Origin of the sequence: Cognatishimia activa, from assembly GCF_001458335.1 — a bacterium.
Taxonomy (GTDB): domain Bacteria; phylum Pseudomonadota; class Alphaproteobacteria; order Rhodobacterales; family Rhodobacteraceae; genus Cognatishimia; species Cognatishimia activa.
Genome location: NZ_CYTO01000024.1, coordinates 31,026 through 54,226, shown reverse-complemented (window position 1 = coordinate 54,226; position 23,201 = coordinate 31,026). Strand labels below are relative to the sequence as shown.

The window sequence follows — 23,201 nt, the reverse complement described above, 5'->3', positions numbered from 1 at the left end:
AGGTGTTTTTATGTAGCTTCAAACTACAAGAATTTGAGATTCAGTCAATTTTTGCAGTTATCCACAACGCGAGCCCGGCCGCTTTTGTCAAAAGCGTGACATTTATGAATCCCATTTTGAGGGCTTAACGTTTGCGGAAATACTCCGTTAAAGTGCATTTCGGCGCGTCAGCACGCAAGGGCCGGGTGTTGGTGAGTTCCCAGTCCTGTTCAAAAAACGCTGGGAAGAACGTGTCAGGGTCTTCGACCTCGACATCCACTTCCGTGACCAAAAGCCGATCCGCGATGGGCAGCATTGCCTTGTAAATGCCTGCCCCACCCATGCTGTAGATCCGTTGATAACCCGCATCAAATGCGGCCTTTACTGCATCCTCAACCGACGCCACGGTGACCTCACCCAACCCGTCTTGCGAGGACACCACAATATTCAGACGGTTTTTCAACGGCTTAAACGGCAAACTTTCCCAAGTATTGCGCCCCATGACAACGGCACCGCCAAGGGTTTCTTGTTTAAAGAAAGCAAGATCTTCCGGCGCATACCAAGGAATGTCGTTGTCTTTGCCGATAGCGCCGTTGCGATCACGGCCAACAATGAGAGTAATCATATCAAACGGCAACCGGTGCTTTGATGATTGGATCTGGATCGTAATTCACGATCTCAAAATCCTCATATTTGAAATCAAAGATCGAGCTCACGTCTCGCTTTAGGCGCAGTTCAGGTAAGGTTTTAGGCGTACGCGAAAGCTGGGTTTTCACCTGATCCATGTGGTTGGAATAAATATGGGCATCCCCAATCGTATGCACGAAGTCGCCCGGCTTGTATCCAGTCACATGCGCCAGCATCACTTGCAAAAGGGCGTAGCTTGCAATGTTAAACGGCACGCCAAGGAACATATCGGCAGAGCGTTGATAGAGTTGTAGATGCAATTTGCCCGCGAGGATTTTGACCTGCCAAAGCGTATGGCACGGTGGCAGTGCCATATCAGGGACATCCGCCGGGTTCCAAGCCGACACAATCAAACGACGGCTGTCAGGTGAGGTTTTGATCATCTCGACCAAGTTGGCAATCTGATCCACGGTGTTCTTCCGGAACAACTGCTCCTCACCAGCAGGCGCATCGACGGGCTCTAACGCCGGGAAACGGCGCCATTGGTGGCCATAAACGGGACCCAGATCGCCGTTTTCATCCGCCCATTCATCCCAGATGGACACCCCATTTTCCTGCAGATAGCGGATATTTGTGTCCCCGCTCAAGAACCAAAGAAGCTCGTGAATGATGGATCTCAGGTGCAGTTTCTTTGTCGTGACCAACGGAAAACCATCTGCCAGCGGGTAGCGACATTGCATCCCAAAATAAGACGTGGTGCCGGTGCCCGTGCGATCTGTGGTGGTTTCACCATTGTCTAGGATCAATTGCAAAGCGTCGTGATATTGCTGCACCCGGCCCTCCTTTGGGAATGAGCAAATTCCTACAGACTCAAGTGATACCTGTTTTCCCGCGGCAACGCTATATATCGCGGAGCAAAATTCAAAATATACCAAATGCTCCCAAAACTTCAGAATGCGAACGCTGAATTTTGGCGGATTGCGCAGGCCTTACAAAAACGCCGTCGCGCCCACTCGACAACGGACAAACACGCCTTAGAGTACTGACAAATTGAGAGGGGAATTCAATGAAATTACGTTATCTGCACACCATGGTCCGCGTGAAGGATCTTGAAAAATCCATGGCTTTCTATGAGCTTCTGGGCCTAAAACAAACACGGCGCAGCGACTATGAAAGCGGTCGCTTCTCGCTGATCTTCTTGGCACCAGAAGGTCAAGAAGAATGCCCGGTTGAACTGACCTACAACTGGGATGGCGATGAAGGTCTGCCCAGCGACAGCCGTCACTTTGGCCACCTCGCCTACGAAGTCGAAAATATCTACGACATGTGCCAGCACCTGATGGACAACGGCGTCACCATCAACAGACCACCGCATGATGGACGCATGGCTTTTGTTCGCTCACCTGACAATATCTCGATCGAACTGCTTCAGATGGGCGATGCGCTAGAACCAGCAGAACCTTGGACCAGCATGGGCAACACCGGCTCTTGGTGATCACCCAACCCGATCAATAAATGTAGCGGATTTGGTCACTCCAATACCGCTCAACACGCCGGAGGGATGAGGTGATATCTTCTAAGCCTTCCGGCGTTAAAACGCCTTTGGTTTGAATACCATCTGCGTGACGCACAAAGAGATCTGCAACCACATCGCGAATACCGCGCCCTTTTTCAGTGAGGCGCACCCGCACGGATCTGCGGTCAATCTCACAGCGTTGATGATGCATATACCCAGCATCTACCAATTTCTTGAGATTATAACTGACATTGCTGCCCTGATAGTAACCGCGTGACTTCAACTCCCCCGCCGTCACTTCATTGTCGCCAATGTTAAACAACAACAGCGCTTGAACCGCGTTGATTTCCAACACGCCCACCCGTTCAAATTCGTCTTTGATCACATCTAGTAGCAACCGGTGTAGCCGCTCCACCAATGCCAGCGTATCCAAATATCCCGCGATAAAGGCAAAGTCGCCGGGCTTCCCGATACCCGCTTCGCCGACGCCAGGCTTGCCCAACGTTGAATAAATGCTCATTGCAGTCTCCGTCTCATGGTTGGACAGAAACTGAAACAAAATCGCGAAAAATCGGTTAAGTCTCGTTAGTTACTTAAAAAGCGATCTATTTTCGATCCATTTCCTGAGAAATGTCATTGATCAGATCTTGGAAGAACGCAGGTGCATCCGCCTGATGGCTGACCCATTGATAAAGGTCCTGATCGTTTTCATTCAGCAACGCATCGTAATGATCAAGCTCGGCGTCTGACATGCCGTCCAATCGCGTGTCCGCATAATGGCTCAGGATGATGTCCATTTCTTTGATCCCACGGCGCATCGAGCGCATCTTCATCCGCTTCAAACGATGTTCACGGATTTCCGGCGTGGCTTCAGACGGGACAGACGGGGCGGACATGGCAGCATTCCTTTGCAAGCTGCCCTGCAGATACCGCGCAGCTCCCCCATGCGCAATAGCCGCTTGAACCCTTAAGAGGTGCGGCCTAAGACTTGGGGGAACAATTTTATGGCTGAGTGTCTCATGTCTTTTCTTTCCAAAACCCTATCCCGCGTCAAACCTTCCCCAACCATTGCGATGAGCGCGAAAGCTCAAGAGCTGAAAGCTGCTGGGCGCGACATCATCGGATTGTCTGCCGGCGAGCCGGATTTTGACACGCCAGAGAACATTCGTGAGGCCGCGAAAGCAGCGATTGATGCGGGCAAAACTCGGTACACGGCACCCGATGGGATCATTGAGTTGAAAGAGGCCATTTGTGCCAAGCTCAAGCGCGACAACGGGTTGGACTATACACCCAAACAGGTCTCTGTTGGCACCGGCGGCAAGCAGACGCTTTACAATGCGCTGATGGCCACCCTGAACCCGGGAGACGAAGTGGTGATCCCTGCCCCATATTGGGTGTCTTACCCAGACATGGTGTTGCTCGCCGGTGGCACGCCGGTCGTCGTTGAAGCTTCGCTAGAAAACAACTTCAAGCTTACCGCTGAACAACTGGATGCGGCGATCACGCCAAACACAAAGTGGTTCATCTTTAACAGCCCCTCCAACCCAACCGGTGCGGGCTATAGCCATGATGAACTGAAAGCGCTGACCGACGTTTTGCTCAAACATCCGCATGTTTGGGTCATGACAGACGATATGTATGAGTTGTTGGCCTATGACGACTTCAAGTTCTGCACCCCAGCAGAAGTCGAACCGCAGCTCTATGAACGCACACTGACATGCAACGGCGTGTCCAAAGCCTATGCGATGACCGGCTGGCGGATTGGCTATGCGGCGGGCCCCGAGCATGTGATCGCAGCAATGCGGAAGATCCAAAGTCAGTCGACCTCCAACCCATGTTCCGTTAGCCAATGGGCTGCGATTGAAGCCTTGAACGGCACCCAGGATTTCATCGCACCGAATAACGAAAAATTCGTCCGCCGTCGCGATATGGCGGTGCGGATGCTCAGCGCGATTGACGGGATCACCTGCCCGAAACCGGAAGGGGCATTCTACGTCTACCCATCCATCGCTGGATTGATTGGCAAGACCACCCCTGCCGGCACAAAGATCACTGATGATGAGACCTTCGCCACAGCGCTTTTGGAAGAAAAAGACGTGGCCGTGGTGTTTGGCGCGGCCTTCGGCCTCTCGCCAAACTTCCGCATCAGCTACGCGACCTCTGATGAGGAACTCAAAGAAGCGCTGAACCGCATCACTGATTTCTGTGCAAGCCTAAGCTAAGCGAGAAAACCATGGCAGTTGACCTACCGGAATACTTCTTTCGCACCCGAGACAGCGGGGCAACGGTGTTTCGGGTCAATGGCGACAACCGTCAGCGGCGGATTGAGATGGAGCAGATCGCAACCATCAATATGCGCACCGGCGATGTGAAACCGCACGGGGACCGGACGCTCGTCGCCGAGGATTTGCAGGCCATCGACACTTGGATCGCCGATCGCAAAGAAACACTTGAGTGGCGGCAGATCGACGACATCCTACGCACAGTGGATCAGCTGAATGCGACGGCCCATTGGGCACAGACCAAAGCAACGGATAAGCAACTGGAAACCGTTACGGACTCGCTGTTGATGGCGATGCATGACTTGCGCACTGTCTTGGTGCGCAAGAAAGCAAATGCGCTGGCGAAGACTGAAGAAACTTAGGCTTCAACCGGCGCGGCATTGCGCATTTCGGCAATTCTGACCACCCAGAACCGCCACATCAAAAGCAATGCGGCCACACCCAGACCTAGGCCCAAGCCGACCCAGACGCCAACGCCCCCCCAGCCGAGGACGAAACCTGCAAAGTAGCTTGCCGGAACACCCACAGCCCAATAGCTGATCGCCGCCATGATCATGGGAACACGCGTGTCCATGATCCCACGCAGAATACCAAGCGCCAGCGCCTGCGCCCCATCGACAAATTGAAAGAATGCCGCCGCCAGAAGAAGCGTCGCGCCCACTTGGATAATGATGTCGAAATTCGGGTCATCGCGCCCCAAGAAGAGCGACATCAGCCATTCTGGCCAAGTGATGAAGACAATGATTGAGAAGACCGCGAAGGCCAGACTCATGAAAATCGCCACCCGCGCGCCGCGCGCCAGATGCTCCACATCATGACGCCCATAGGCGTTGCCCGCACGCACAGTGGCCGCATTGCCTAGACCCAAATGAACCATAAACATCAAGCCTGCGAGGTTTAACGCAATCCCATGCGCCGCAAGCTGAACCGTGCCGAGCCAGCCCATCATGACAGCTCCGGCGGCGAACAAGCCAACCTCTGCAAGGGTGGTGAATCCGATGGGCACACCAAGCAGAAAGACCCGTTTCATCGCATCAAAATCTGGCTTCCAAAGTCTTGTAAACAAATCATATTGTGGCAGTTTTCCAAGCGTGTAGATCACAGCGCCCGTCACCATCACAAACTGCACAACAAGCGACGCAATCGCAGCGCCAATAATGCCCAGCTCTGGCGCACCCCAGTTGCCGAAAATCAAAGCGTAGTTCACCAAAGCATTGGTCGCAGCAGCCAGAACCGTGATCCAGAAAACCACACGCGTGTGTTCCAAGGCCGCAAGGAAGCTTTTCAGCACCATAATGATCAGCGCGGGTACAATCCCAAGCCCTGCAATCCGCAGATAGCTTTGCGCCGCTTCACTCAACGCGGGGTCCTGCCCCAATGCAACGAAGATCGGTTTTGACCACCAGAAGATTGGGATCATCACCAAGCCATAGATGACCGAGAGCCAGATCCCCATGCGGCTTGTGCGGCGGATCAATGTTTCATCCTCATCCGCCAAAGCCGCAGCCACCAGCGGCATAACCGCAAAGGCAAAACCCGACCCCAAGATAAAGGCGAGGAAAAACAATTGGCCGCCAAGCACGACGGCGGCCAATTCATCCACCCCGTACCAACCCAACATGACCGTATCGGTCAAGTTCACGGCGAACTGCGCCACGTGACCGCCGACAAGAGGCAGACCAAGCGTCAAAACCGCGCGCGCGTGGGCGCCATATGTCATCTCAGAATGAGCCATCAGATAGCCTTAGGACTCGCCCAAAAATTAGGCAAGTGATTTTCAGGCTCTGAGGTTCACTTTCATCAAACAGTCATGATCCGTGGACGCAGATCAGATATTTAGCCAACTGCGCCTTGCCGCGTGTCCGGATGCAATGATTTGCCAAGGATATGTTCAGAACTGTGGATCACATGGCTTGCAGATGACACAATCAAAGGATCGGCAGGCGTGACAATCGAATGGTCCTTGTCGGGATAATCCAGAGAATTCAGAAAGTGCCGCATACAGTTCAAACGCGCCCGTTTCTTGTCATTTGACTTGATCACCGTCCAAGGAGCGTCAGCGGTGTCTGTGTAAAAGAACATCGCCTCTTTGGCCTCAGTATAATCATTCCATTTCCCAAGGCTCGCCTTATCGATCGGGCTCAGTTTCCATTGTTTGAGCGGGTCGGTCTCGCGGCTCGCAAACCGCGCTTTCTGCTCATCCTGCGTGACCGAGAACCAATATTTGTAGAGCTTGATGCCGGAGCGCACGAGCATCCGCTCAAGCTCTGGGGTCTGGCGCATGAACTCTAGGTATTCATTGGGCTTGCAGAAACCCATCACCCGCTCGACGCCAGCGCGGTTATACCAGCTGCGGTCATACAGAACGATCTCACCAGACGTCGGTAAGTGATTGATATAGCGCTGAAAATACCATTGCCCGCGTTCTTCATCGGTGGGTTTGTTCAATGCCACCACCCGAGCGGAGCGAGGATTAAGGTGCTCGGTAAAGCGCTTAATTGTACCGCCCTTACCTGCCGCATCACGACCCTCAAAAAGCATCACAAATTTCTGCCCCGAGTCCTGCGCCCAAAGCTGTACTTTCAGAAGTTCGGCCTGAAGCTGTGCCTTCTGGGTTTCATAATCTTTGCGACTTAGGCGTGTCGCGTAGGGATATTCACCACGTTCAAAGGCAAGAACCTCAGAGGTCGCTTGCTGTTGCGCAGTGGCTGCGACCTCTTTGGGTTTTTCTGCGATTTTTGTCTCAACGGTCTTTACGGGTGCAGACATCGGTAATCCTTCTCTGAACAATCAGGGAAGCGTTACCAAACCAGCGAATTTCCCGCTTTGACCCACGTCAATTCAGGCAGAAGAAAGCGCTGAGACTGCCGCCAACGCGTCAGAAATGTCGGCCTCACGCGTGCGATGGTTCACAATCGCCGCGCGCAGCATTTCAACGCCGTTAACCTTTGTCGTGGAAAACACCGCTTGCCCGCTCTCTTGCAACTCAACGGCGATCCGGACGTTCAGTTCGGATTGCGCCGCCTCTGATAGCGTCTTATCCGCCGTAAAGACGCATACGTTCGAAATCGTTTCCTGCCCCAGTGCCATTTTTGGCTGGGCCTGAACTTCTTGGGCCATCTGTTTGGCCAAATGACAGTTTTGGGTGATCGCCGCCGAGAAAGCGTCTTCGCCAAAGCTCTCTAGCGCCATCCAGATTTTCAACGCGCGGTTACCGCGAGACAGGTCGATACCATAGTCGCAGAACCAAGGCTCCCCGCTCGCCACGCCTCGGTCCTTGCCATCAAGGTAATCAGGTCGCGCTGCAAATGTCGCGCGCAGATCCGCTCCGTCTCGGACCAGACACAGACCGCAGTCAAAGCCCACATACATCCATTTGTGGAAATCCAACGCGATGGAGTCCGCACGCTCTAAGCCATCAGTGAGGCTGCGATAAGGTTCGTCAGCAATCCGCGTCCATGCCCCAAATGCGCCGTCCACATGGAGCCAAAGCCCTTCGGATTGGGCGACATCAGCCAAGGCATTGAAATTATCAAAGAACCCCAAGTTTACGGACCCAGCGGTTCCAACAACCAAGAAAGGCAATGCCCCTGCAGCACGATCCTCAGCGATCATAGTGTAAAGGGCATCGATATCCATCTGCCCCTTTTTCAGGGGCACCAAACGCAGGTTGTCTGAACCCACACCTATCAGTTCGAGCGCCTTCTTAGTGGCGTTATGTACCCCCGCTGCTGCGTAGGCGGTCAGGCGCTGTGTCCCGTGCCCTTGTTGGCGCACGTCTTTGCCAACCACTTTGACCCTAGCGGCTGCAAAGGCTTGCACCGTGGCTTGGGAAGTCCCTGTCACCAAAACGCCAAAGGCCGTTTCAGGGAGGCCCATCTTGCGCCGTGTCCAATCAATAACCGCGCGTTCCATGTAATTGGCGCCGTGATTGCGCCCGCCGCAATTGGAATTCATCACCGCGCTCACCATGGAAGCCGTCACATCGGTCGCAAGACCGCTTCCCTGTACCCAACCCCAATATTTCGGATGTGTGTTGCCCGCATGGTAAGGCAGCACCTCATCGCGCAGCCGTGTCATGAGATCACTGTTTTGCTGCTGGCTTTGGCCAATGGCATACCGGTCTTCTAGGTCTTCAGGAGGATGCTGCCATGGACGATCTTCGGCACCTTGCAAAAGGTCCAGACAATGATCCAGAAGCTCATGAGCATCGGCGCGGAAGCGCGACCAATCTTGTGGGTCCAAAGGCTTATCAGACACAGGTAAGGCTCCCTAGCACAATAGTTGGAGAGCCCTTTACATGAGTGATCAACCGGGTGCACCCAAAAACCAGAAAGTCATTGAGCAGGAGTACAGCGGAAGAGTGCTGGATAACTGTTTGCGGCAGGAGCGCCGCACCCCGATCCTGTCGTCAGATCGACATGCGTGCAGGGATACTCATCAGCGGGACGATCCGGCCAAATCCATGATCCGCGTGAAACCGCTCGACATGCTGGAAGGCTTTAAGTGCCACAACGGGCGCCACGGTCGGCATATCCATGCCCAAAATAGACTTGCGCAACAAGTTTGCAGACAAAACAGGCCAGTCTTCTTGAAAGCGACTGTCTGCAACGTCACAAGGTGCAATCGCGGTCACAACCACATTTCCAACCGGCACCAAACGCAATAGGTCAGAGGCGACTTTCAGAACAGCGCTCGACGCATAAGTACGGTAGATACGCAGCGCTTTCTCCCGCGGCATTTTCACTTCAGCCAGTTTGCCGCTTGGCATGGACTTAAAATGAAAATCGGGAACAATGCTTGGTTTATGAAGCGCAAGTATGGCGTGCACTAGTCCGCGTTCGACGGAGAACCCCAAACCGCGACCCAGTTTGTGAATTCCAGACAGGGATTGCTGGCTTTTAATCACCTTCATCAAAGTGCCGTCATCCCCTGCCCGCAACTTTTGATAAACTTGCTGCGTGTCTGGGTGCGTTTGGGCAGCCCATTGAATTTCATCAATAATATCATGATGAAGACCTGTGATCTGGTGAATATAGCTCTCCAGTTCACTCAAATCCTGCGCGTTGGATCGCTCCATTGCGCGTTTTTGCCTGTCCTTTTCTTTCTGCTCAAACTCACGAACAGAGGGTCGGATGGTCCGACCAAAGGACCCCATGGTGTCATTGTATGCCATGACCTTTCTCCTTTGGGGTGTGTAGTGCCTCACATCTCAACCCTGAGAATAAAAGTATCATAATGCAACAATAAAAATTCAAATAATCAACACTATAGGCAAACCGTGTCAAAAATTATGGTGTTTCTTAACCAGCCAGTAACCTTAGTGACGGTTTTCCAAGGCATCGCCACAATCACGCTGCGCTCTTGCCCAAGTTTGCGCGGGGTGGAATAATGCCTGCAACCATAATGAAAAGAGCAGCGCATGACCGACCTACTCGCGGAAACCGAAACTGAAAACACCTATGACGCATCCTCCATTGACGTGTTGGATGGTCTGGAAGCGGTCCGCAAACGTCCTGGCATGTATATCGGTGGCACGGACGAGCGCGCGCTGCACCATATGGCGGCGGAAATCATCGACAACTCGATGGACGAAGCGGTGGCTGGCTTTGCCACGCGCATCGAAGTCACCTTGCTGGCGGATTACTCCCTGAAGGTCGTGGACAACGGGCGCGGCATTCCGATTGATCCGCACCCGAAATTCCCAGACAAATCCGCGCTGGAGGTGATTTTCACCGAGCTGCACGCAGGTGGTAAATTCTCTGGCAAAGCGTATGAGACGTCCGGCGGTTTGCACGGCGTGGGCTCCACCGTCGTGAACGCGCTGTCTGACAGTCTAATTGTTGAAGTGGCCAAGAACAAAGAAGTCTATCAACAGGGCTTCATTCGCGGCGTGCCCCAAGGCAAGTTGGAAAAGATCGGCACGACGCCCAACCGCCGCGGCACCACAGTGACCTTCCACGCAGATGACCAGATCTTTGGCAAACACCGGTTCAAACCCAAACGTCTGATGACATTGGTGCGGTCCAAAGCTTACCTCTTCTCTGGCGTTGAAATCCGCTGGAAATCAGAAATCGACGATGGTGAAACCCCAACAGAAGCCATCTTCCACTTCCCGGGCGGCCTGTCTGACTACCTGTCAGAAACCCTTGGTGGCTCCACCGTCTACGCGGACACACCTTTCGCCGGAAAGGTCGAGTTCAAAGAGAAGTTCAATGAAGCGGGCTATGTCGAATGGTCCATCAACTGGACACCGTCCCGCGATGGCTTCATCCAGTCCTATTGTAACACCGTTCCCACCCCCGAAGGCGGCACGCACGTCACCGGGTTTTGGGCCGCGATCCTAAAAGGCATCAAGGCTTACGGCGAGCTCGTGGGCAATAAAAAGGCCGCGCAGATTACGCGTGACGACTTGCTGGCAGGCGGCTGCGCGCTGGTCAGCTGCTTTATCGCCGACCCGGCCTTTGTGGGTCAGACCAAAGACCGGCTCTCCACGGAATCTGCCAATAAAATGGTGGAAAACTCGGTCCGCGACCACTTTGACAACTGGCTTGCGTCAAACAACAAATCCGCTGGCGCGATCCTTGATTTCCTTGTCCTGCGCGCCGAAGAACGCCTGCGCCGCCGTCAGGAAAAAGAAACCCAACGAAAATCCGCCACCAAGAAGCTCCGCCTGCCCGGCAAGCTGACCGATTGTTCCGCCACCAACCGCGAGGGCACAGAGCTCTTTATTGTAGAGGGCGACTCTGCGGGGGGCTCTGCCAAAATGGGGCGCAACCGCAAGACCCAGGCACTGCTGCCGTTGCGTGGTAAAATCCTGAACGTCTTGGGCGCGGCCAGCAATAAGATCGGCTCCAATGCGGAAATCAGCGACCTCACCCAAGCGCTGGGTGTGGGGCTTGGCACCAAATTCAACGTCGATGATCTGCGCTATGACAAGATCATCATCATGACCGACGCGGATGTGGACGGCGCCCATATCGCCGCCCTGCTGATGACCTTCTTTTACACCCAGATGCGCCCGATGATTGCCCACGGCCACCTCTATCTGGCCTGCCCGCCGCTCTTCCGTCTGACCCAAGGGGCCAAGCGCGTTTACTGCGTGGATGAGGCAGAGCGGGATGAATGGCTGGAAAAAGGCCTTGGCGGCAAGGGCAAGATCGACGTCAGCCGCTTTAAAGGTCTGGGCGAGATGGACGCGAAGGATTTGAAAGAAACCACCATGGACCCGGCGTCACGCAAATTGATCCGCGTGACCATTGACGAGGATGAGCCGGGCGAAACCGGCGACCTGGTCGAGCGTTTGATGGGTAAGAAACCGGAGAAACGGTTTGAATATATCCAAGAGAACGCGCGGTTTGTGGAGGAATTGGATGTTTAGGCGTTGAAATCCACCGGGCAGCCTTGAACTACCCAGTTTTTCATTTCTGCAAGTCTTTCTCTGGTAGGCAATTGAGTTGCCTCTTTTTCAGTGTGACCTTCAGAAATTTTCTTTTCAGTCATCCAACCTAGAAATGTGAAATATTCGGTTTCAATTTTTGTTGGCCCCGGAAGGGATGCCTCTGCTTCCACCACCAAAAAATTTCGTAGCTTCTTGATAACCAATTCGAAGTTCCCTCGATGGAACTCGACATCGGCTCCTGCCAAATCTGAAAGAGCGCGTTTTAGGTCGTAGGGCTCGTTCTCGAATATTAAAAACTTTTTACCATTTGTTTGTTCATCGGGCGCACGTCTAAATCCCATATCTAAACCGAGTTCGAATGGCATATTCATTCTGTGGAACTCACCAACAGCTTCTGCTTTACAGAGGCTGAGATCATGAACGGAGTATTTGCAGCAACTTATTATCTCGATTATTTTCTCGAGCCGACTTTCGCCAGCCTCGAGGCGCTCTGAAGCCAACCGTGGCTCAAATCCAGCATAAACAACGCAAAATAGCATCGCTTCAAGTAATGGGGCGAAATTTGAATCAAATGGGCAATTTATAAAAACACTTTGGTCGTAATTTTCGATTTCCAATGGCTACCCTTTGCGTCTCTTCGGGTCATTGCCGTAAGAATTTCTGTCTCGAATACGACCGTCAGGCCGGTGAATGTAAAGCTCCGCACCTTGGCTCTTAGCAATCTTTTTACCGGCGGCAATAGCTTCTTTCTGTGTTTCATAAGTCCCGGACGCCCTTGAAGAACCGGCCTTCCGAACACTCCACTTGTTTCCATTGGGGACAACGTGTTGGCCCTTGCTAGCCATGCGTGCACCTTTCACTAAATAGGGATAATCTATAGATACCTTGTGGTGGGACTAAAAATCAAGCGAACTACCTATCAAATTCGCCTTACCGCGGGCGGAAGCGAAGCGCCCGTCGTCAAACCTTTGGTTTGCCTTCGGCAAAACGGGGGCGGTCGGGCGCTGCCCGTGCCGCAAGCGTCACGGGCGGGGTTTGGTGGAACGGTGCTACGCAATTGCGGATTTGCCTTCGGCAAATTGGGGGCGGTTACCTCTCATCGATTGCAAGCAATCGACTGCCGGTCGACGGGGCGCTGCCCGGCGGTGCCGGGCATTTTTGGCGGAACTGTAGGGTGGGTTTCTAACCCACCAATCGACTGATCATCCATGGCACGAACGGTGCAATGGTTGGGTGGAACCCCACCCTACGGGTTGCGCAAATATACAAACTGTAGGCCGGGCTTCAGCCCGGCATTGGGACCATCGCAATGTGCCGGGCTGAAGCCCGGCCTACGCATCATGTCGTGGGGTGGGTTTTTAACCCAACAATCGACGGATGGTCCACGGTGCAAACGTTGCAATGCTGGGGTGAAACCCCACCCTACACCGTTAACACATGATGATAGGTGCGACCGTTGCCTTGGCGGGGCGGACCCCATCCAACTAGCTGCCGCGATAGGTCGAATACCCAAAGGGCGAGAGCAGGAGCGGCACGTGATAGTGGCTTTCCTCATTCATGCCAAAGCGAATGGGGATCTGACCCAAAAACATCGGCTCGTCCTGCTCATGACCTTTGGCCTTCAGATAGGCTTCGCAAAAAAAGATCAGCTCATAGGTGCCGGTCTCAAACTTATCCACGGGTAAGATCGGCGCGTCTGTGCGGCCATCGGCATTGGTCACTGCCGTGGCGATTTTCTTGTGGGAGTTGCCCGACACCCGATAGAGCGCAATTTCGATGCCTTCCGCCGGGCATCCTGCAGCCGTGTCCAAAACATGGGTGGTCAAATATCCGGCCATTTTGCGCTCCTTTGATCGGTCTGCCCACTTATCGCACACCATTCTGCGCTGCCCACTGTACAGAAGCCGTCAGGTCTTTCAAAATACTTGATAAAGTCGCCGCAGATATTTCGCTCTATGCTGCGCGCAAAGGAGCCACTATGACCAGATACCCCAGAGATTTACGCGGCTATGGCGCGACGCCCCCAAATGCCAATTGGCCCGGTGGCGCGCGGGTGGCGGTGCAATTTGTGCTGAACTTTGAAGAAGGCGGTGAGAATTGCGTGATACATGGGGATGCAGCGTCAGAGGCGTTCCTGTCTGATATCCCGGGGGCACAGCCTTGGGCCGGGCAGCGCCATTGGAATATGGAATCGATCTATGACTATGGTGCGCGGGCTGGGTTCTGGCGGCTGCACAAGCTGTTCACCAGACGCAAGATCCCGTTGACGATTTACGGGGTCGCCTCCGCTCTCGCCCGAGCACCGGAACAGGTGGCGGCCATGAAGGAGGCCGGCTGGGAAATCGCCAGCCACGGGTTGAAATGGGTCGAACATAAAGACATGACCGAAGAAGACGAGCGCGCATCTATTGCGGAAGCGGTTCGGCTTCACACGGAAGTGGTGGGGGAGCGGCCAAAGGGCTGGTACACCGGTCGGTGTTCAGAAAATACCGTGCGTTTGGTCGCTGAAGAAGGCGGGTTTGACTATGTGTCAGACACCTATGATGACGACCTGCCCCATTGGATGGAATTTGGCGACCGGGATCAGTTGATCATTCCCTATACGTTGGAAGCCAATGACATGCGGTTTGCGACGGCTCCGGGTTGGGTCACAGGGCAAGATTTCTACACCTATCTCAAAGACGCCTTTGACGTGCTTTATCAAGAAGGCCGCGAGGGTGCGCCAAAGATGATGAGCATCGGGCTGCATTGCCGGTTGATTGGGCGTCCGGGCAAGATTGCAGGGCTTATTCAATTCCTAGATTACATTGCGGGTTTTGAAGGGGTTTGGACGCCGCGGCGCATTGAGATTGCGGAGCATTGGATGGCTGAGCATCCGCATGTGCGGCGGGAGCGTCCCAGCCAGATGGACAAGGCGGCGTTTGTGGATGCCTATGGCAGCATCTTTGAACACTCCCCTTGGATTGCCGAAGGGGCATTCGCGTTAGAGCTGGGGCCTGCGCATGATTCAGCCGTGGGATTACACAACGCCTTGGCACGCATTTTCCGATCCTCGAGCAAAGACGCCCGGCTCGGCGTTTTGCGCGCGCACCCGGATTTGGCTGGTAAATTGGCTGCGGCGGGGCGTCTGACAGCGGAGTCTACTTCCGAACAAGCCAGTGCTGGGCTGGATATGCTGACCGATGATGAGCGCGAACGGTTCCAAACGCTGAACAGCGAATACGTCGAGAAACACGGGTTCCCCTTCATCATTGCGGTGAAAGACCATGACAAAACGGGGATCTTACGCGCCTTTGAACGGCGTATCGCCAATGATAACGAGACCGAATTCACGGAAGCGTGCCGTCAGGTGGAGCGGATTGCCGAAATTCGCCTGAAAGACATCCTGCCATGAAAGAGATTGTCGCTCAGCCCCTGACGCCAGAGGACTTTGCACCTTTTGGGGACGTGATCGAACGGGGCGCGGATCCGATTTCGATCAATGCGGGCATGTGCGAACGCCATCATGATCTTGCTCGGTTGGATATACAGGGTGGCGCAACAGGTATCAGCCTGTTTGACGCCGAACCCCGCGCGCTTCCGTATGAGTTTAACCTCGTGGAGCGCCATCCTTTGGGCAGTCAGGCTTTCCTTCCGATGACCATGGCGCCGTTTCTGGTGATCGTTGCGGAAGACAAGGATGGGACGCCAGCACCGCCCAAGGCGTTTTTGACACAGCCGGGCCAAGGGGTGAACTTTTACCGCAACACGTGGCACGGGGTTTTGACCCCTCTGGAATCGCCTGATGGGACGCCGGGATTATTCGCTGTGGTGGATCGCATCGGTGATGGCGCTAACTTGGAAGAATATCGCTTTTTAGAATCTTTCAAAGTAGTTCAATTTTAAACTACCCTCCCAAAATAAGTTAATTTGCGCTTAATTTTAGCGCAAACTCCGTAATAATACGGCTATCCCGCTGGATGCATGGCTGCTATGACGCAGCCGGGCTACCTAAGTAGTTTAACATTAAACTATAAGAGCTCATCAGTTATTCCGGAGGAGACCCCGTCTATGGCGACGCAATTCGAAGACATTGATCCGGTAGAATCCCGCGAGTGGCAGGAAGCGATTGAGGATGTGATCGCGAAAGATGGGGCCGACCGCGCCCATTACCTGCTGGACCGCGCCGTGCAACAAGCACGTGCTGCTGGTGCGACTTTGCCGTTTTCTGCGACAACCCCATACCAAAACACCATCCCTGCGGATGATCAGGAAGCCTTCCCAGGCGACATGGATATGGAATGGCGCATCCGCACCATCAACCGTTGGAACGCGATGGCGACCGTTGTGCGCCGAAACAAAGTGTCCAGCGAATATGGTGGTCACATTGCCTCCTTCGCCTCTTCTGCTGTGATGTATGACGTGGGCCTGAACCACTTCTGGCGCTCTAAGTCTGCGATCCACGGCGGCGATCTTGTTTTCTTCCAAGGCCACGTGATCCCTGGCATTTACGCACGTAGCTTCATGGAAGGCCGTTTGACTGAAGAGCAGCTGGAAAACTTCCGCTCTGAAGTGAACGGCAACGGCCTGTCTTCTTATCCGCACCCGTGGCTGATGCCAGAATACTGGCAGTTCCCGACCGTCTCTATGGGTCTTGGCCCATTGATGGCGATCTACCAAGCGCGGTTCATGAAATACATGCACAACCGTGGCCATATCGACATGGCGGACCGTAAAGTTTGGGTCTTCCTCGGCGACGGTGAGATGGACGAACCAGAATCCCGCGGCGCGATCGACCTTGCGGCACGCGAAGGCCTGGATAACCTGATTTTCGTTGTGAACTGTAACCTCCAGCGTCTGGACGGCCCTGTTCGCGGCAACGGCAAGATCGTTCAGGAACTGGAAGGCGGTTTCCGCGGTGCTGGTTGGAACGTGATCAAGCTGCTTTGGGGCAAAGGCTGGGACGAACTGCTAGAGAAAGACACATCTGGAAAGCTGCGCCAGCTGATGGACGAAACTGTGGATGGTGACTACCAGACATTTAAGTCCAAAGACGGCGCTTACATCCGCAAACATTTCTTCGGCAAATACCCAGAGACTGCGAAACTGGTGGAAGACTGGTCTGACGATCAAATCTTTGCTCTGCGTCGAGGTGGTCACGATCCGCAGAAGGTCTACACAGCCTTCAAACGTGCGTCTGACACCAAAGATCAGCCAACTTGTTTGCTGGTGAAGACGGTTAAAGGTTACGGTATGGGCTCCGCTGGTGAAGGTCAGAACACGACCCACCAGCAAAAGAAAATGGCCGAAGATCAACTGCGCGCCTTCCGGGATCGTTTCGATATCCCAGTGAGCGACGAAGATCTGCCAAAAGCCCCATTCGTCAAACTGAACAACGCACAAAAAGCATATCTGGCGGATCGCCGGAAAGCTTTGGGCGGCGAGTTCCCGAAACGCCAAGCGACATCAGACAAGCTGGAAATCCCTTCGCTGGATAAATTCGCGGCTCAGCTGAAGTCCACGGGCGAGCGTGAAATCTCTACCACAATGGCATTCGTGCGCATTCTGACGACACTGCTGCGTGACAAGAAGATGGGCAAAAACGTTGTGCCGATTGTGCCGGATGAAAGCCGCACCTTTGGTATGGAAGGCCTGTTCCGCTCTGTCGGTATCTACAACCCGCTGGGTCAGAACTATACGCCAGAAGATGCGGACCAGATGCAGTACTATAAAGAGACCACTGATGGTCAGGTCCTGCAGGAAGGCATCAACGAAGCCGGTGCGATGGCGGATTGGATTGCGGCGGCAACGTCTTATTCCAACCACGACGTGCCGATGATCCCATTCTTCATCTACTACTCTATGTTTGGCTTCCAGCGGATCGGCGATTTGGCTTGGGCCGCAGGCGATAGCCGTGCCCGTGGCTTTATGCTGGGCGGCACAGCAGGCCGGACAACGCTGAACGGTGAAGGTCTGCAGCACGAAGATGGTCACAGCCACATCCTGGCAGGCACCATCCCGAATTGCATCAGCTATGACCCGACTTTCCAATATGAAGTGGCAGTCATCATCCAGCATGGCATGAAGGAAATGTATGAAGAACAGAAAGACGTCTTCTACTACCTGACCTTGATGAACGAGAACTATGCGCATCCCGATATGCCTGCAGGCGTTGAAAATGACATCATCAAAGGGCTTTACCGTCTTAAAGAGGTCAAACGCCCGGGCAAGAAGCACGTCACACTGATGGGCTCTGGCACGATCTTGATCCAAGCGATCAAGGCCGCAGAGATGCTGGAAGAAGACTTTGGTGTGACATCTGAAATCTGGTCCGCCACCAGCTTCAACGAGCTGGCGCGTGGATGCCAAGATGCAGAGCGTCACAACCGTTTGAACCCACTTGCAGAAACACAGGTTCCGTTTGTGGCAGAGCAGTTGGCCAAGACCAAAGGCCCAGTTATTGCAGCGACTGACTATATGAAGAACTTCGCAGAGCAGATCCGCGCCTGCGTGCCGGGTCGCTACACTGTGCTGGGCACAGACGGTTATGGCCGCTCTGACAGCCGCGTGAACCTGCGTCGCTTCTTTGAGGTGGATGCAAACCACATCGCAGCTGCAGCGATGGTTGATCTTTATCGCGAAGGCGGGATCACCAAAGCGGTGCTCGAGAAAGCCCTAAAGAAATACGACATTGACGGCGCGAAGCCGAACCCCCGTCTGGTGTGATCGGGACAGAGGAGACAAGATCATGGCAATTGAAGTAAAAGTACCTGATATCGGCGATTTCTCTGAAGTACCGGTTGTATCCATCCTCGTCGAAGTCGGCGATGTGGTCGCGGTCGAAGACCCGCTGATCGAGCTGGAATCTGACAAGGCGACAATGGAGGTTCCATCCTCCGCAGCCGGTAAGGTTCTTGAAATCAAAGTCGCTGAGGGCGATGAGATCGGCGAAGGCGCGGTTGTGGTTGTTCTGGAAGCGGAAGCTGGCGCAGACGCTCCAGCGGCGGCCCAGGCAGAGGCACCGGCAGAAGCGCCAGCAGCGGCCCCAGCGCCTGCGGCGGCACCTGCAGCAACCCCTGCCCCAGCGGCTCCGGCGGCAGTGACTGACAGCGGATTTGGCAAAGCACATGCGTCCCCATCGGTTCGCGCCTTTGCCCGTCAGCTTGAGATCGATATCGCAAAGATCAACGGCACTGGCCGCAAGGGACGTATCCTGCGCGAAGACGTCACCGCCTTCCTGAAATCCACATCTGCTCCGGCAGCGTCCTCTGCTCCAGCAGCAGGCGGAATGGGCATCCCACCGATCCCAGCGGTTGATTTCAGCAAGTTCGGCAAGGTCGAAGATATCGAGATGCCACGCATCAAAAAGATCTCTGGTCCTGCGCTGCACCGCTCTTGGCTGAACATCCCGCATGTCACGCATAATGACGAAGCGGACATCACCGATCTGGATAAGTACCGCAAAGAAATGGACACAATGGCCAAAGAAAACGGCTATCGCGTCACGTTGCTGAGCTTTGTGATCAAGGCGTCTGTCTCTGCTCTGAAAGAGCATTGGGAGTTCAACAGCTCGCTGCACCCAGATGGCGATAAGCTGATCAAGAAAGATTACTACAACATCGGTTTTGCGGCAGACACGCCAAACGGCTTGATGGTGCCAGTGATCAAAGACGCGGACCGCAAAGGTATCGTTGAGATTTCCAAAGACTTGATGGAGCTGTCCGGCAAGGCCCGCGAAGGCAAGCTGAAGGGCGACGACATGTCCGGCGCGACCTTCACCATCTCGTCCCTGGGCGGCATTGGCGGCACATCCTTCACACCTATTGTGAATGCACCTGAAGTGGCGATCCTGGGTCTGACACGGTCTAAAATGGCACCGGTCTGGAATGGCGAAGAGTTTGTCCCTCGCCTGATGCAGCCACTGTCCCTGTCTTACGACCACCGCGCCATCGACGGGGCACTGGCGGCACGGTTCACCGTGACGCTGAAGACCCTGCTCGGCGATATGCGCAAGTTGATGTGGTAAGGAGAGAGATCAATGGAAGTTAAAGTCCCTGATATTGGTGATTTCTCTGAAGTTCCGGTTGTTTCCATCCTCGTCGAGGTTGGTGACACGGTTGCGATTGAGGATCCGCTGATCGAGCTGGAAAGCGACAAAGCCACCATGGAAGTGCCCTCCCCTGCGGCGGGCGTTGTGAAAGAGATCAAAGTGGCTGAAGGCGACAATGTCGGCGAAGGTTCTGTGATCTTGGTTCTGGATGGTGCGGAAGCGGCCGATGACGCGGCACCTGCCCCGAAAGAAGAAGCCCCAGCAACGCCAACTGCGGTTGCGCCGACTGGCACTGCAACCGGCGCAGGCGATGTGCATGCGGAAGTGGTTGTTCTGGGTTCCGGCCCGGGTGGTTACACCGCAGCCTTCCGTGCGGCGGACCTTGGCAAAAAGGTTGTGCTGATCGAGAAAGACAGCTCGCTTGGTGGTGTTTGCCTGAACGTTGGCTGTATTCCTTCCAAAGCCCTGTTGCATGGTGCGAAAGTCATCACCGAAGCTGAAGAAATGGCGCATTTCGGCGTGAAGTTTGACACACCCGAAGTCGACCTGGACGCGCTGCGCGGCTGGAAAGAAAGCGTTGTGAACCAGCTGACGGGTGGTCTGCAAGGCCTTGCGAAGGCTCGCAAAGTTCAGGTTGTGAACGGCTACGGCACATTCACTGGCCCGAAAATGATCGAAGTCGACAATGATGGCGCAAAATCCACCGTCAGCTTTGATCAATGTATCATTGCTGCGGGTTCTGAACCGGTCACCCTGCCCTTCATCCCTCATGATGATGAGCGTGTGATCGACTCCACCGGTGCTCTAGAACTGAAAGATATCCCCGAGCGTCTGCTCGTGCTTGGGGGTGGTATCATCGGTCTGGAAATGGCGACCGTGTATGACGCCTTGGGCTCGCAAGTGACCATCGTGGAATTCATGGATCAGATCATTCCAGGTGCGGACAAAGACATCGTGAAGCCTTTGCACAAACGCATTGAAGGGCGCTACGAAGCCATCCTGACCAAGACCAAAGTCACCGCTGTTGAAGCGACGAAAAAAGGTATGAAGGTCACAATGGAAGGCCCAGATGGCGAGACTGTCGATACGTTTGACAAAGTCCTGGTCTCTGTCGGCCGTCGTCCAAATGGCGCAAAGATCAACGCAGCTGCCGCAGGTGTTGCGGTGGATGAGCGTGGGTTCATTGCCGTGGACAAGCAACAGCGCACAGGTCAGCCGCATATCTTTGCGATCGGTGACGTCGTGGGCCAACCAATGCTGGCGCACAAAGCGGTGCACGAAGGCAAAGTGGCTGCGGAAGTGGCTGCCGGTCACAAGCGCTTCTTTGATGCGCGCGTGATCCCATCTGTGGCGTATACCGATCCTGAAGTGGCATGGGTTGGCATGACCGAAACTCAGGCAAAAGCCGAAGGTGTGAAGATTGGCAAAGGCGTCTTCCCATGGGCCGCGTCTGGTCGGTCCCTGTCACTGGGTCGCTCTGAAGGCATCACCAAGCTGATCTTTGATGAGCATGAACGTGTGATTGGTGCTGGTATCGTTGGGCCAAACGCGGGCGATCTGATTGCCGAAGTGGCGCTGGCGATTGAAATGGGTTCTGACGCTGTGGATCTGGGTCACACCATCCACCCGCACCCAACCCTGTCTGAAACCGTGAATTTTGCGGCAGAGATGTTTGAAGGCACCATCACAGACCTGATGCCGCCGAAAAAGCGCAAGTAACAACACCTGTTAAACTCAAAAGCCCCGCCCTTGCGGGGCTTTTTTGTGTTTCAGAGCAGCAATTGACTGGAAACCACCGTCGCGAATTCCCTGTGCAAATGGGCCAGCGCGGTGCGATGTATTTCCTCAGCCGTCAACGCGGGGCCTTGATCAAAGCTGGTATCGGCATTTGAGGAAAAGGCCGCACAAGCGTCCGCAACAAGGGTGACGTCAAAACCCAAATTCGCAGCCATGCGTGTTGTAGTCGACACGCAATGGGGCGTGGTCAGACCACAGATCGTGACCTCAGAAATATTCTGGCTGCGCAGGTAGCCTTCGAGTTCTGTTCCAATGAACGCGGAATTCACGGATTTCTCAAAGATCATCTCTCCGCGGGTCGGTTCGACCTCGGCCTTGAAGGCGGTGCCAGGACCAGCCAAAGGCGATCCGGGTTCTACGCTGACATGTTTGATATGCACGATGGGTTGGCGTTTCAGCCGCCAATGGGTCAACAGATCACGGGCGCGATTTTCAGCATCCGGATTGTTTCGCTCACCCCAAATGGGATTGTTAAATCCCACCTGAATATCAATCAGGATCAACGCATTAGCGGGCATTAATTAATCCTTTTCCGCCATGAGACGCGCGACTTCCAGCAACCGGCAGGAAAAGCCCCATTCATTGTCATACCAGCCAAACACCCGCAAAAGGCCGCCAACGGAGACCGAGGTCTCTCGTTCACAGATCACCAAGGATTCTGGCCGCATGCGCAGGTCTGTCGAAACCAGAGGTTTCTTCGTCCAGCCCAAGACACCGGCCTCGGTCGCCTTAAGGAGTTCGGCATTCACGGCGTCTTTGGTGACCGGTTTTTCAGTTTGGATCGTCAGGTCGATGGCACTCACAGAGGCCGTGGGCACGCGAATAGCACGGGCTTCCACGCGGCCTTCAAGATGCGGCAATACTCGATCAATCATATACTGCGCGCTTGTGGTAGTCGGCACCATGGACAGGGCAGCGGCGCGGCTGCGTTCTAGATTGCCGCGGGGCTTGTCGACCGTTGGCTGAGAGCCCGTATAGCAATGCACCGTCGTCATATGCCCGCTGATCAGGCCATAAGCCTCGTCCAGCGTTTTCATGAGTGGCGCAAGCGCATTGGTGGTGCATGAGGCATTGGACACAATGCGTTGATTTTCAAGCGTTTCCTCATTGGCGCCCATGACGATGGTGACGTCCGCTTGCTCGCTTGGACCGGAAATCAGCACTTTGGATGCGCCTGCTTTTAGCCCACGCTCGACAACCGCGCGATTGCCGGTCATCCCGGTGCATTCCAACACAATATCCACGCCGGACAGATCCAAAGTCGCAATGTCATCGACACCGTGGAAGGCATACCGCTCGCCATCAACGATCAAAGCGTCGCTGGTGGTTTCAACGTCCCCTGCATAGGTGCCAAATACAGAGTCATACTCAAAAAGGTACGCGCAAGTTTCCAACGGTTCGATATCGTTGATGCCAACGATCTGAAATCCCGGATGCGTGTCGGTTTGCGTCAGGATACGCAGAACAGCACGGCCTATGCGGCCAAAACCGTTGATGAAGACGCGGATGTTTTGATCTGCCATAGCGGCACCTCTGGCTTTAAACGCTGCGCCCATTCAACCGTTTTCG

22 protein-coding genes are annotated in these 23,201 nt (G+C 54.4%); 9 read left to right on the top strand and 13 right to left on the bottom strand.

All coding sequences use genetic code 11. The annotated features are described in order from the left end of the window. Window positions 1-124: 124 nt before the first annotated feature. On the bottom strand, window positions 125-604 hold the full coding sequence (locus TA5113_RS11470) for a dihydrofolate reductase (protein ID WP_058314720.1): 480 nt from the start codon (window positions 602-604) through the stop codon (window positions 125-127). Between the two features lies 1 nt (window position 605). Further along, window positions 606-1,439 carry a thymidylate synthase gene (locus TA5113_RS11465; protein ID WP_058314719.1) on the bottom strand — a complete coding sequence of 278 codons (834 nt, stop codon included), beginning with the start codon at window positions 1,437-1,439 and terminating at the stop codon, window positions 606-608. A gap of 233 nt (window positions 1,440-1,672) precedes the next feature. Here TA5113_RS11465 and TA5113_RS11460 point away from each other — a divergent pair, with 233 nt between their 5' ends. After that, entirely contained in the window at window positions 1,673-2,101 is a 429-nt protein-coding gene (locus tag TA5113_RS11460; protein WP_058314718.1) for a VOC family protein, read from the top strand. Between the two features lie 13 nt (window positions 2,102-2,114). Here TA5113_RS11460 and TA5113_RS11455 read toward each other — a convergent pair whose 3' ends face one another. Together TA5113_RS11455 and TA5113_RS11450 are read right to left on the bottom strand one after the other, a co-directional pair. Further along, the gene (locus tag TA5113_RS11455) at window positions 2,115-2,642 is read right to left on the bottom strand and encodes a MarR family winged helix-turn-helix transcriptional regulator (RefSeq protein WP_082625851.1); all 528 of its coding nucleotides are present in this window, start codon (window positions 2,640-2,642) and stop codon (window positions 2,115-2,117) included. 85 nt (window positions 2,643-2,727) lie between these two features. After that, entirely contained in the window at window positions 2,728-3,018 is a 291-nt protein-coding gene (locus TA5113_RS11450; RefSeq protein WP_058314717.1) for a succinate dehydrogenase assembly factor 2, read from the bottom strand. 123 nt (window positions 3,019-3,141) lie between these two features. Here TA5113_RS11450 and TA5113_RS11445 point away from each other — a divergent pair, with 123 nt between their 5' ends. Next, the gene (locus TA5113_RS11445; protein ID WP_058314716.1) at window positions 3,142-4,344 is read left to right on the top strand and encodes a pyridoxal phosphate-dependent aminotransferase; all 1,203 of its coding nucleotides are present in this window, start codon (window positions 3,142-3,144) and stop codon (window positions 4,342-4,344) included. A gap of 11 nt (window positions 4,345-4,355) precedes the next feature. Continuing rightward, window positions 4,356-4,766: a hypothetical protein gene (locus tag TA5113_RS11440; RefSeq protein ID WP_058314715.1), complete on the top strand. Its 411-nt coding sequence runs from the start codon at window positions 4,356-4,358 to the stop codon at window positions 4,764-4,766. Here TA5113_RS11440 and TA5113_RS11435 read toward each other — a convergent pair. The 4 genes from TA5113_RS11435 to TA5113_RS11420 all read right to left on the bottom strand — a co-directional run bounded on the left by TA5113_RS11435 (window position 4,763) and on the right by TA5113_RS11420 (window position 9,580). Beyond that, window positions 4,763-6,139 carry an MATE family efflux transporter gene (locus TA5113_RS11435; protein ID WP_245627142.1) on the bottom strand — a complete coding sequence of 459 codons (1,377 nt, stop codon included), beginning with the start codon at window positions 6,137-6,139 and terminating at the stop codon, window positions 4,763-4,765. The two genes, TA5113_RS11440 and TA5113_RS11435, sit on opposite strands and share 4 nt — an antisense overlap. 101 nt (window positions 6,140-6,240) lie before the next feature. Then, window positions 6,241-7,173: a polyphosphate kinase 2 gene (gene ppk2 / locus TA5113_RS11430; RefSeq protein ID WP_058314714.1), complete on the bottom strand. Its 933-nt coding sequence runs from the start codon at window positions 7,171-7,173 to the stop codon at window positions 6,241-6,243. A 72-nt stretch (window positions 7,174-7,245) separates the two neighbouring features. After that, the gene (locus tag TA5113_RS11425; protein WP_058314713.1) at window positions 7,246-8,664 is read right to left on the bottom strand and encodes a pyridoxal phosphate-dependent decarboxylase family protein; all 1,419 of its coding nucleotides are present in this window, start codon (window positions 8,662-8,664) and stop codon (window positions 7,246-7,248) included. Window positions 8,665-8,815: 151 nt separating this feature from the next. Then, window positions 8,816-9,580: a hypothetical protein gene (locus TA5113_RS11420; RefSeq protein WP_058314712.1), complete on the bottom strand. Its 765-nt coding sequence runs from the start codon at window positions 9,578-9,580 to the stop codon at window positions 8,816-8,818. Window positions 9,581-9,826: 246 nt separating this feature from the next. Here TA5113_RS11420 and parE point away from each other — a divergent pair, with 246 nt between their 5' ends. After that, a complete protein-coding gene (gene parE, locus TA5113_RS11415; protein WP_058316716.1) occupies window positions 9,827-11,785 on the top strand; it encodes a DNA topoisomerase IV subunit B in 1,959 nt (652 codons plus the stop codon). Here parE and TA5113_RS11410 read toward each other — a convergent pair. The 3 genes from TA5113_RS11410 to uraH form a co-directional block, all read right to left on the bottom strand. After that, window positions 11,782-12,423, bottom strand: coding sequence for a hypothetical protein (locus TA5113_RS11410; protein ID WP_058316715.1), 642 nt, complete (start codon window positions 12,421-12,423; stop codon window positions 11,782-11,784). The genes parE and TA5113_RS11410 overlap by 4 nt on opposite strands. A 3-nt stretch (window positions 12,424-12,426) precedes the next feature. Continuing rightward, window positions 12,427-12,651 (bottom strand): DUF2188 domain-containing protein, encoded by a 225-nt coding sequence (locus TA5113_RS11405; protein ID WP_058314709.1) that lies wholly within the window; start codon window positions 12,649-12,651, stop codon window positions 12,427-12,429. A 639-nt stretch (window positions 12,652-13,290) separates the two neighbouring features. Next, window positions 13,291-13,644 carry a hydroxyisourate hydrolase gene (uraH, locus tag TA5113_RS11400; protein ID WP_058314758.1) on the bottom strand — a complete coding sequence of 118 codons (354 nt, stop codon included), beginning with the start codon at window positions 13,642-13,644 and terminating at the stop codon, window positions 13,291-13,293. Window positions 13,645-13,784: 140 nt separating this feature from the next. Between uraH and puuE the strand changes: the two genes are divergently transcribed. The 5 genes from puuE to lpdA all read left to right on the top strand — a co-directional run bounded on the left by puuE (window position 13,785) and on the right by lpdA (window position 21,554). After that, window positions 13,785-15,200: an allantoinase PuuE gene (gene puuE, locus TA5113_RS11395; protein ID WP_058314708.1), complete on the top strand. Its 1,416-nt coding sequence runs from the start codon at window positions 13,785-13,787 to the stop codon at window positions 15,198-15,200. Further along, window positions 15,197-15,691 (top strand): ureidoglycolate lyase, encoded by a 495-nt coding sequence (locus TA5113_RS11390; RefSeq protein WP_058314707.1) that lies wholly within the window; start codon window positions 15,197-15,199, stop codon window positions 15,689-15,691. The genes puuE and TA5113_RS11390 overlap by 4 nt, the downstream gene beginning before the upstream one ends. Window positions 15,692-15,856: 165 nt before the next feature. Next, window positions 15,857-18,511 carry a pyruvate dehydrogenase (acetyl-transferring), homodimeric type gene (gene aceE, locus TA5113_RS11385; RefSeq protein ID WP_058314706.1) on the top strand — a complete coding sequence of 885 codons (2,655 nt, stop codon included), beginning with the start codon at window positions 15,857-15,859 and terminating at the stop codon, window positions 18,509-18,511. A 22-nt stretch (window positions 18,512-18,533) separates the two neighbouring features. Beyond that, entirely contained in the window at window positions 18,534-19,811 is a 1,278-nt protein-coding gene (gene aceF, locus TA5113_RS11380) for a dihydrolipoyllysine-residue acetyltransferase (protein ID WP_058314705.1), read from the top strand. Window positions 19,812-19,823: 12 nt separating this feature from the next. Beyond that, window positions 19,824-21,554: a dihydrolipoyl dehydrogenase gene (gene lpdA, locus TA5113_RS11375; RefSeq protein WP_058314704.1), complete on the top strand. Its 1,731-nt coding sequence runs from the start codon at window positions 19,824-19,826 to the stop codon at window positions 21,552-21,554. A 50-nt stretch (window positions 21,555-21,604) separates the two neighbouring features. Here lpdA and TA5113_RS11370 read toward each other — a convergent pair whose 3' ends face one another. Both TA5113_RS11370 and TA5113_RS11365 read right to left on the bottom strand, forming a co-directional pair. Then, entirely contained in the window at window positions 21,605-22,150 is a 546-nt protein-coding gene (locus tag TA5113_RS11370; protein ID WP_058314703.1) for a cysteine hydrolase family protein, read from the bottom strand. Window positions 22,151-22,153: 3 nt separating this feature from the next. Further along, on the bottom strand, window positions 22,154-23,155 hold the full coding sequence (locus TA5113_RS11365) for a type I glyceraldehyde-3-phosphate dehydrogenase (protein WP_058314757.1): 1,002 nt from the start codon (window positions 23,153-23,155) through the stop codon (window positions 22,154-22,156). Window positions 23,156-23,201: the final 46 nt, after the last annotated feature.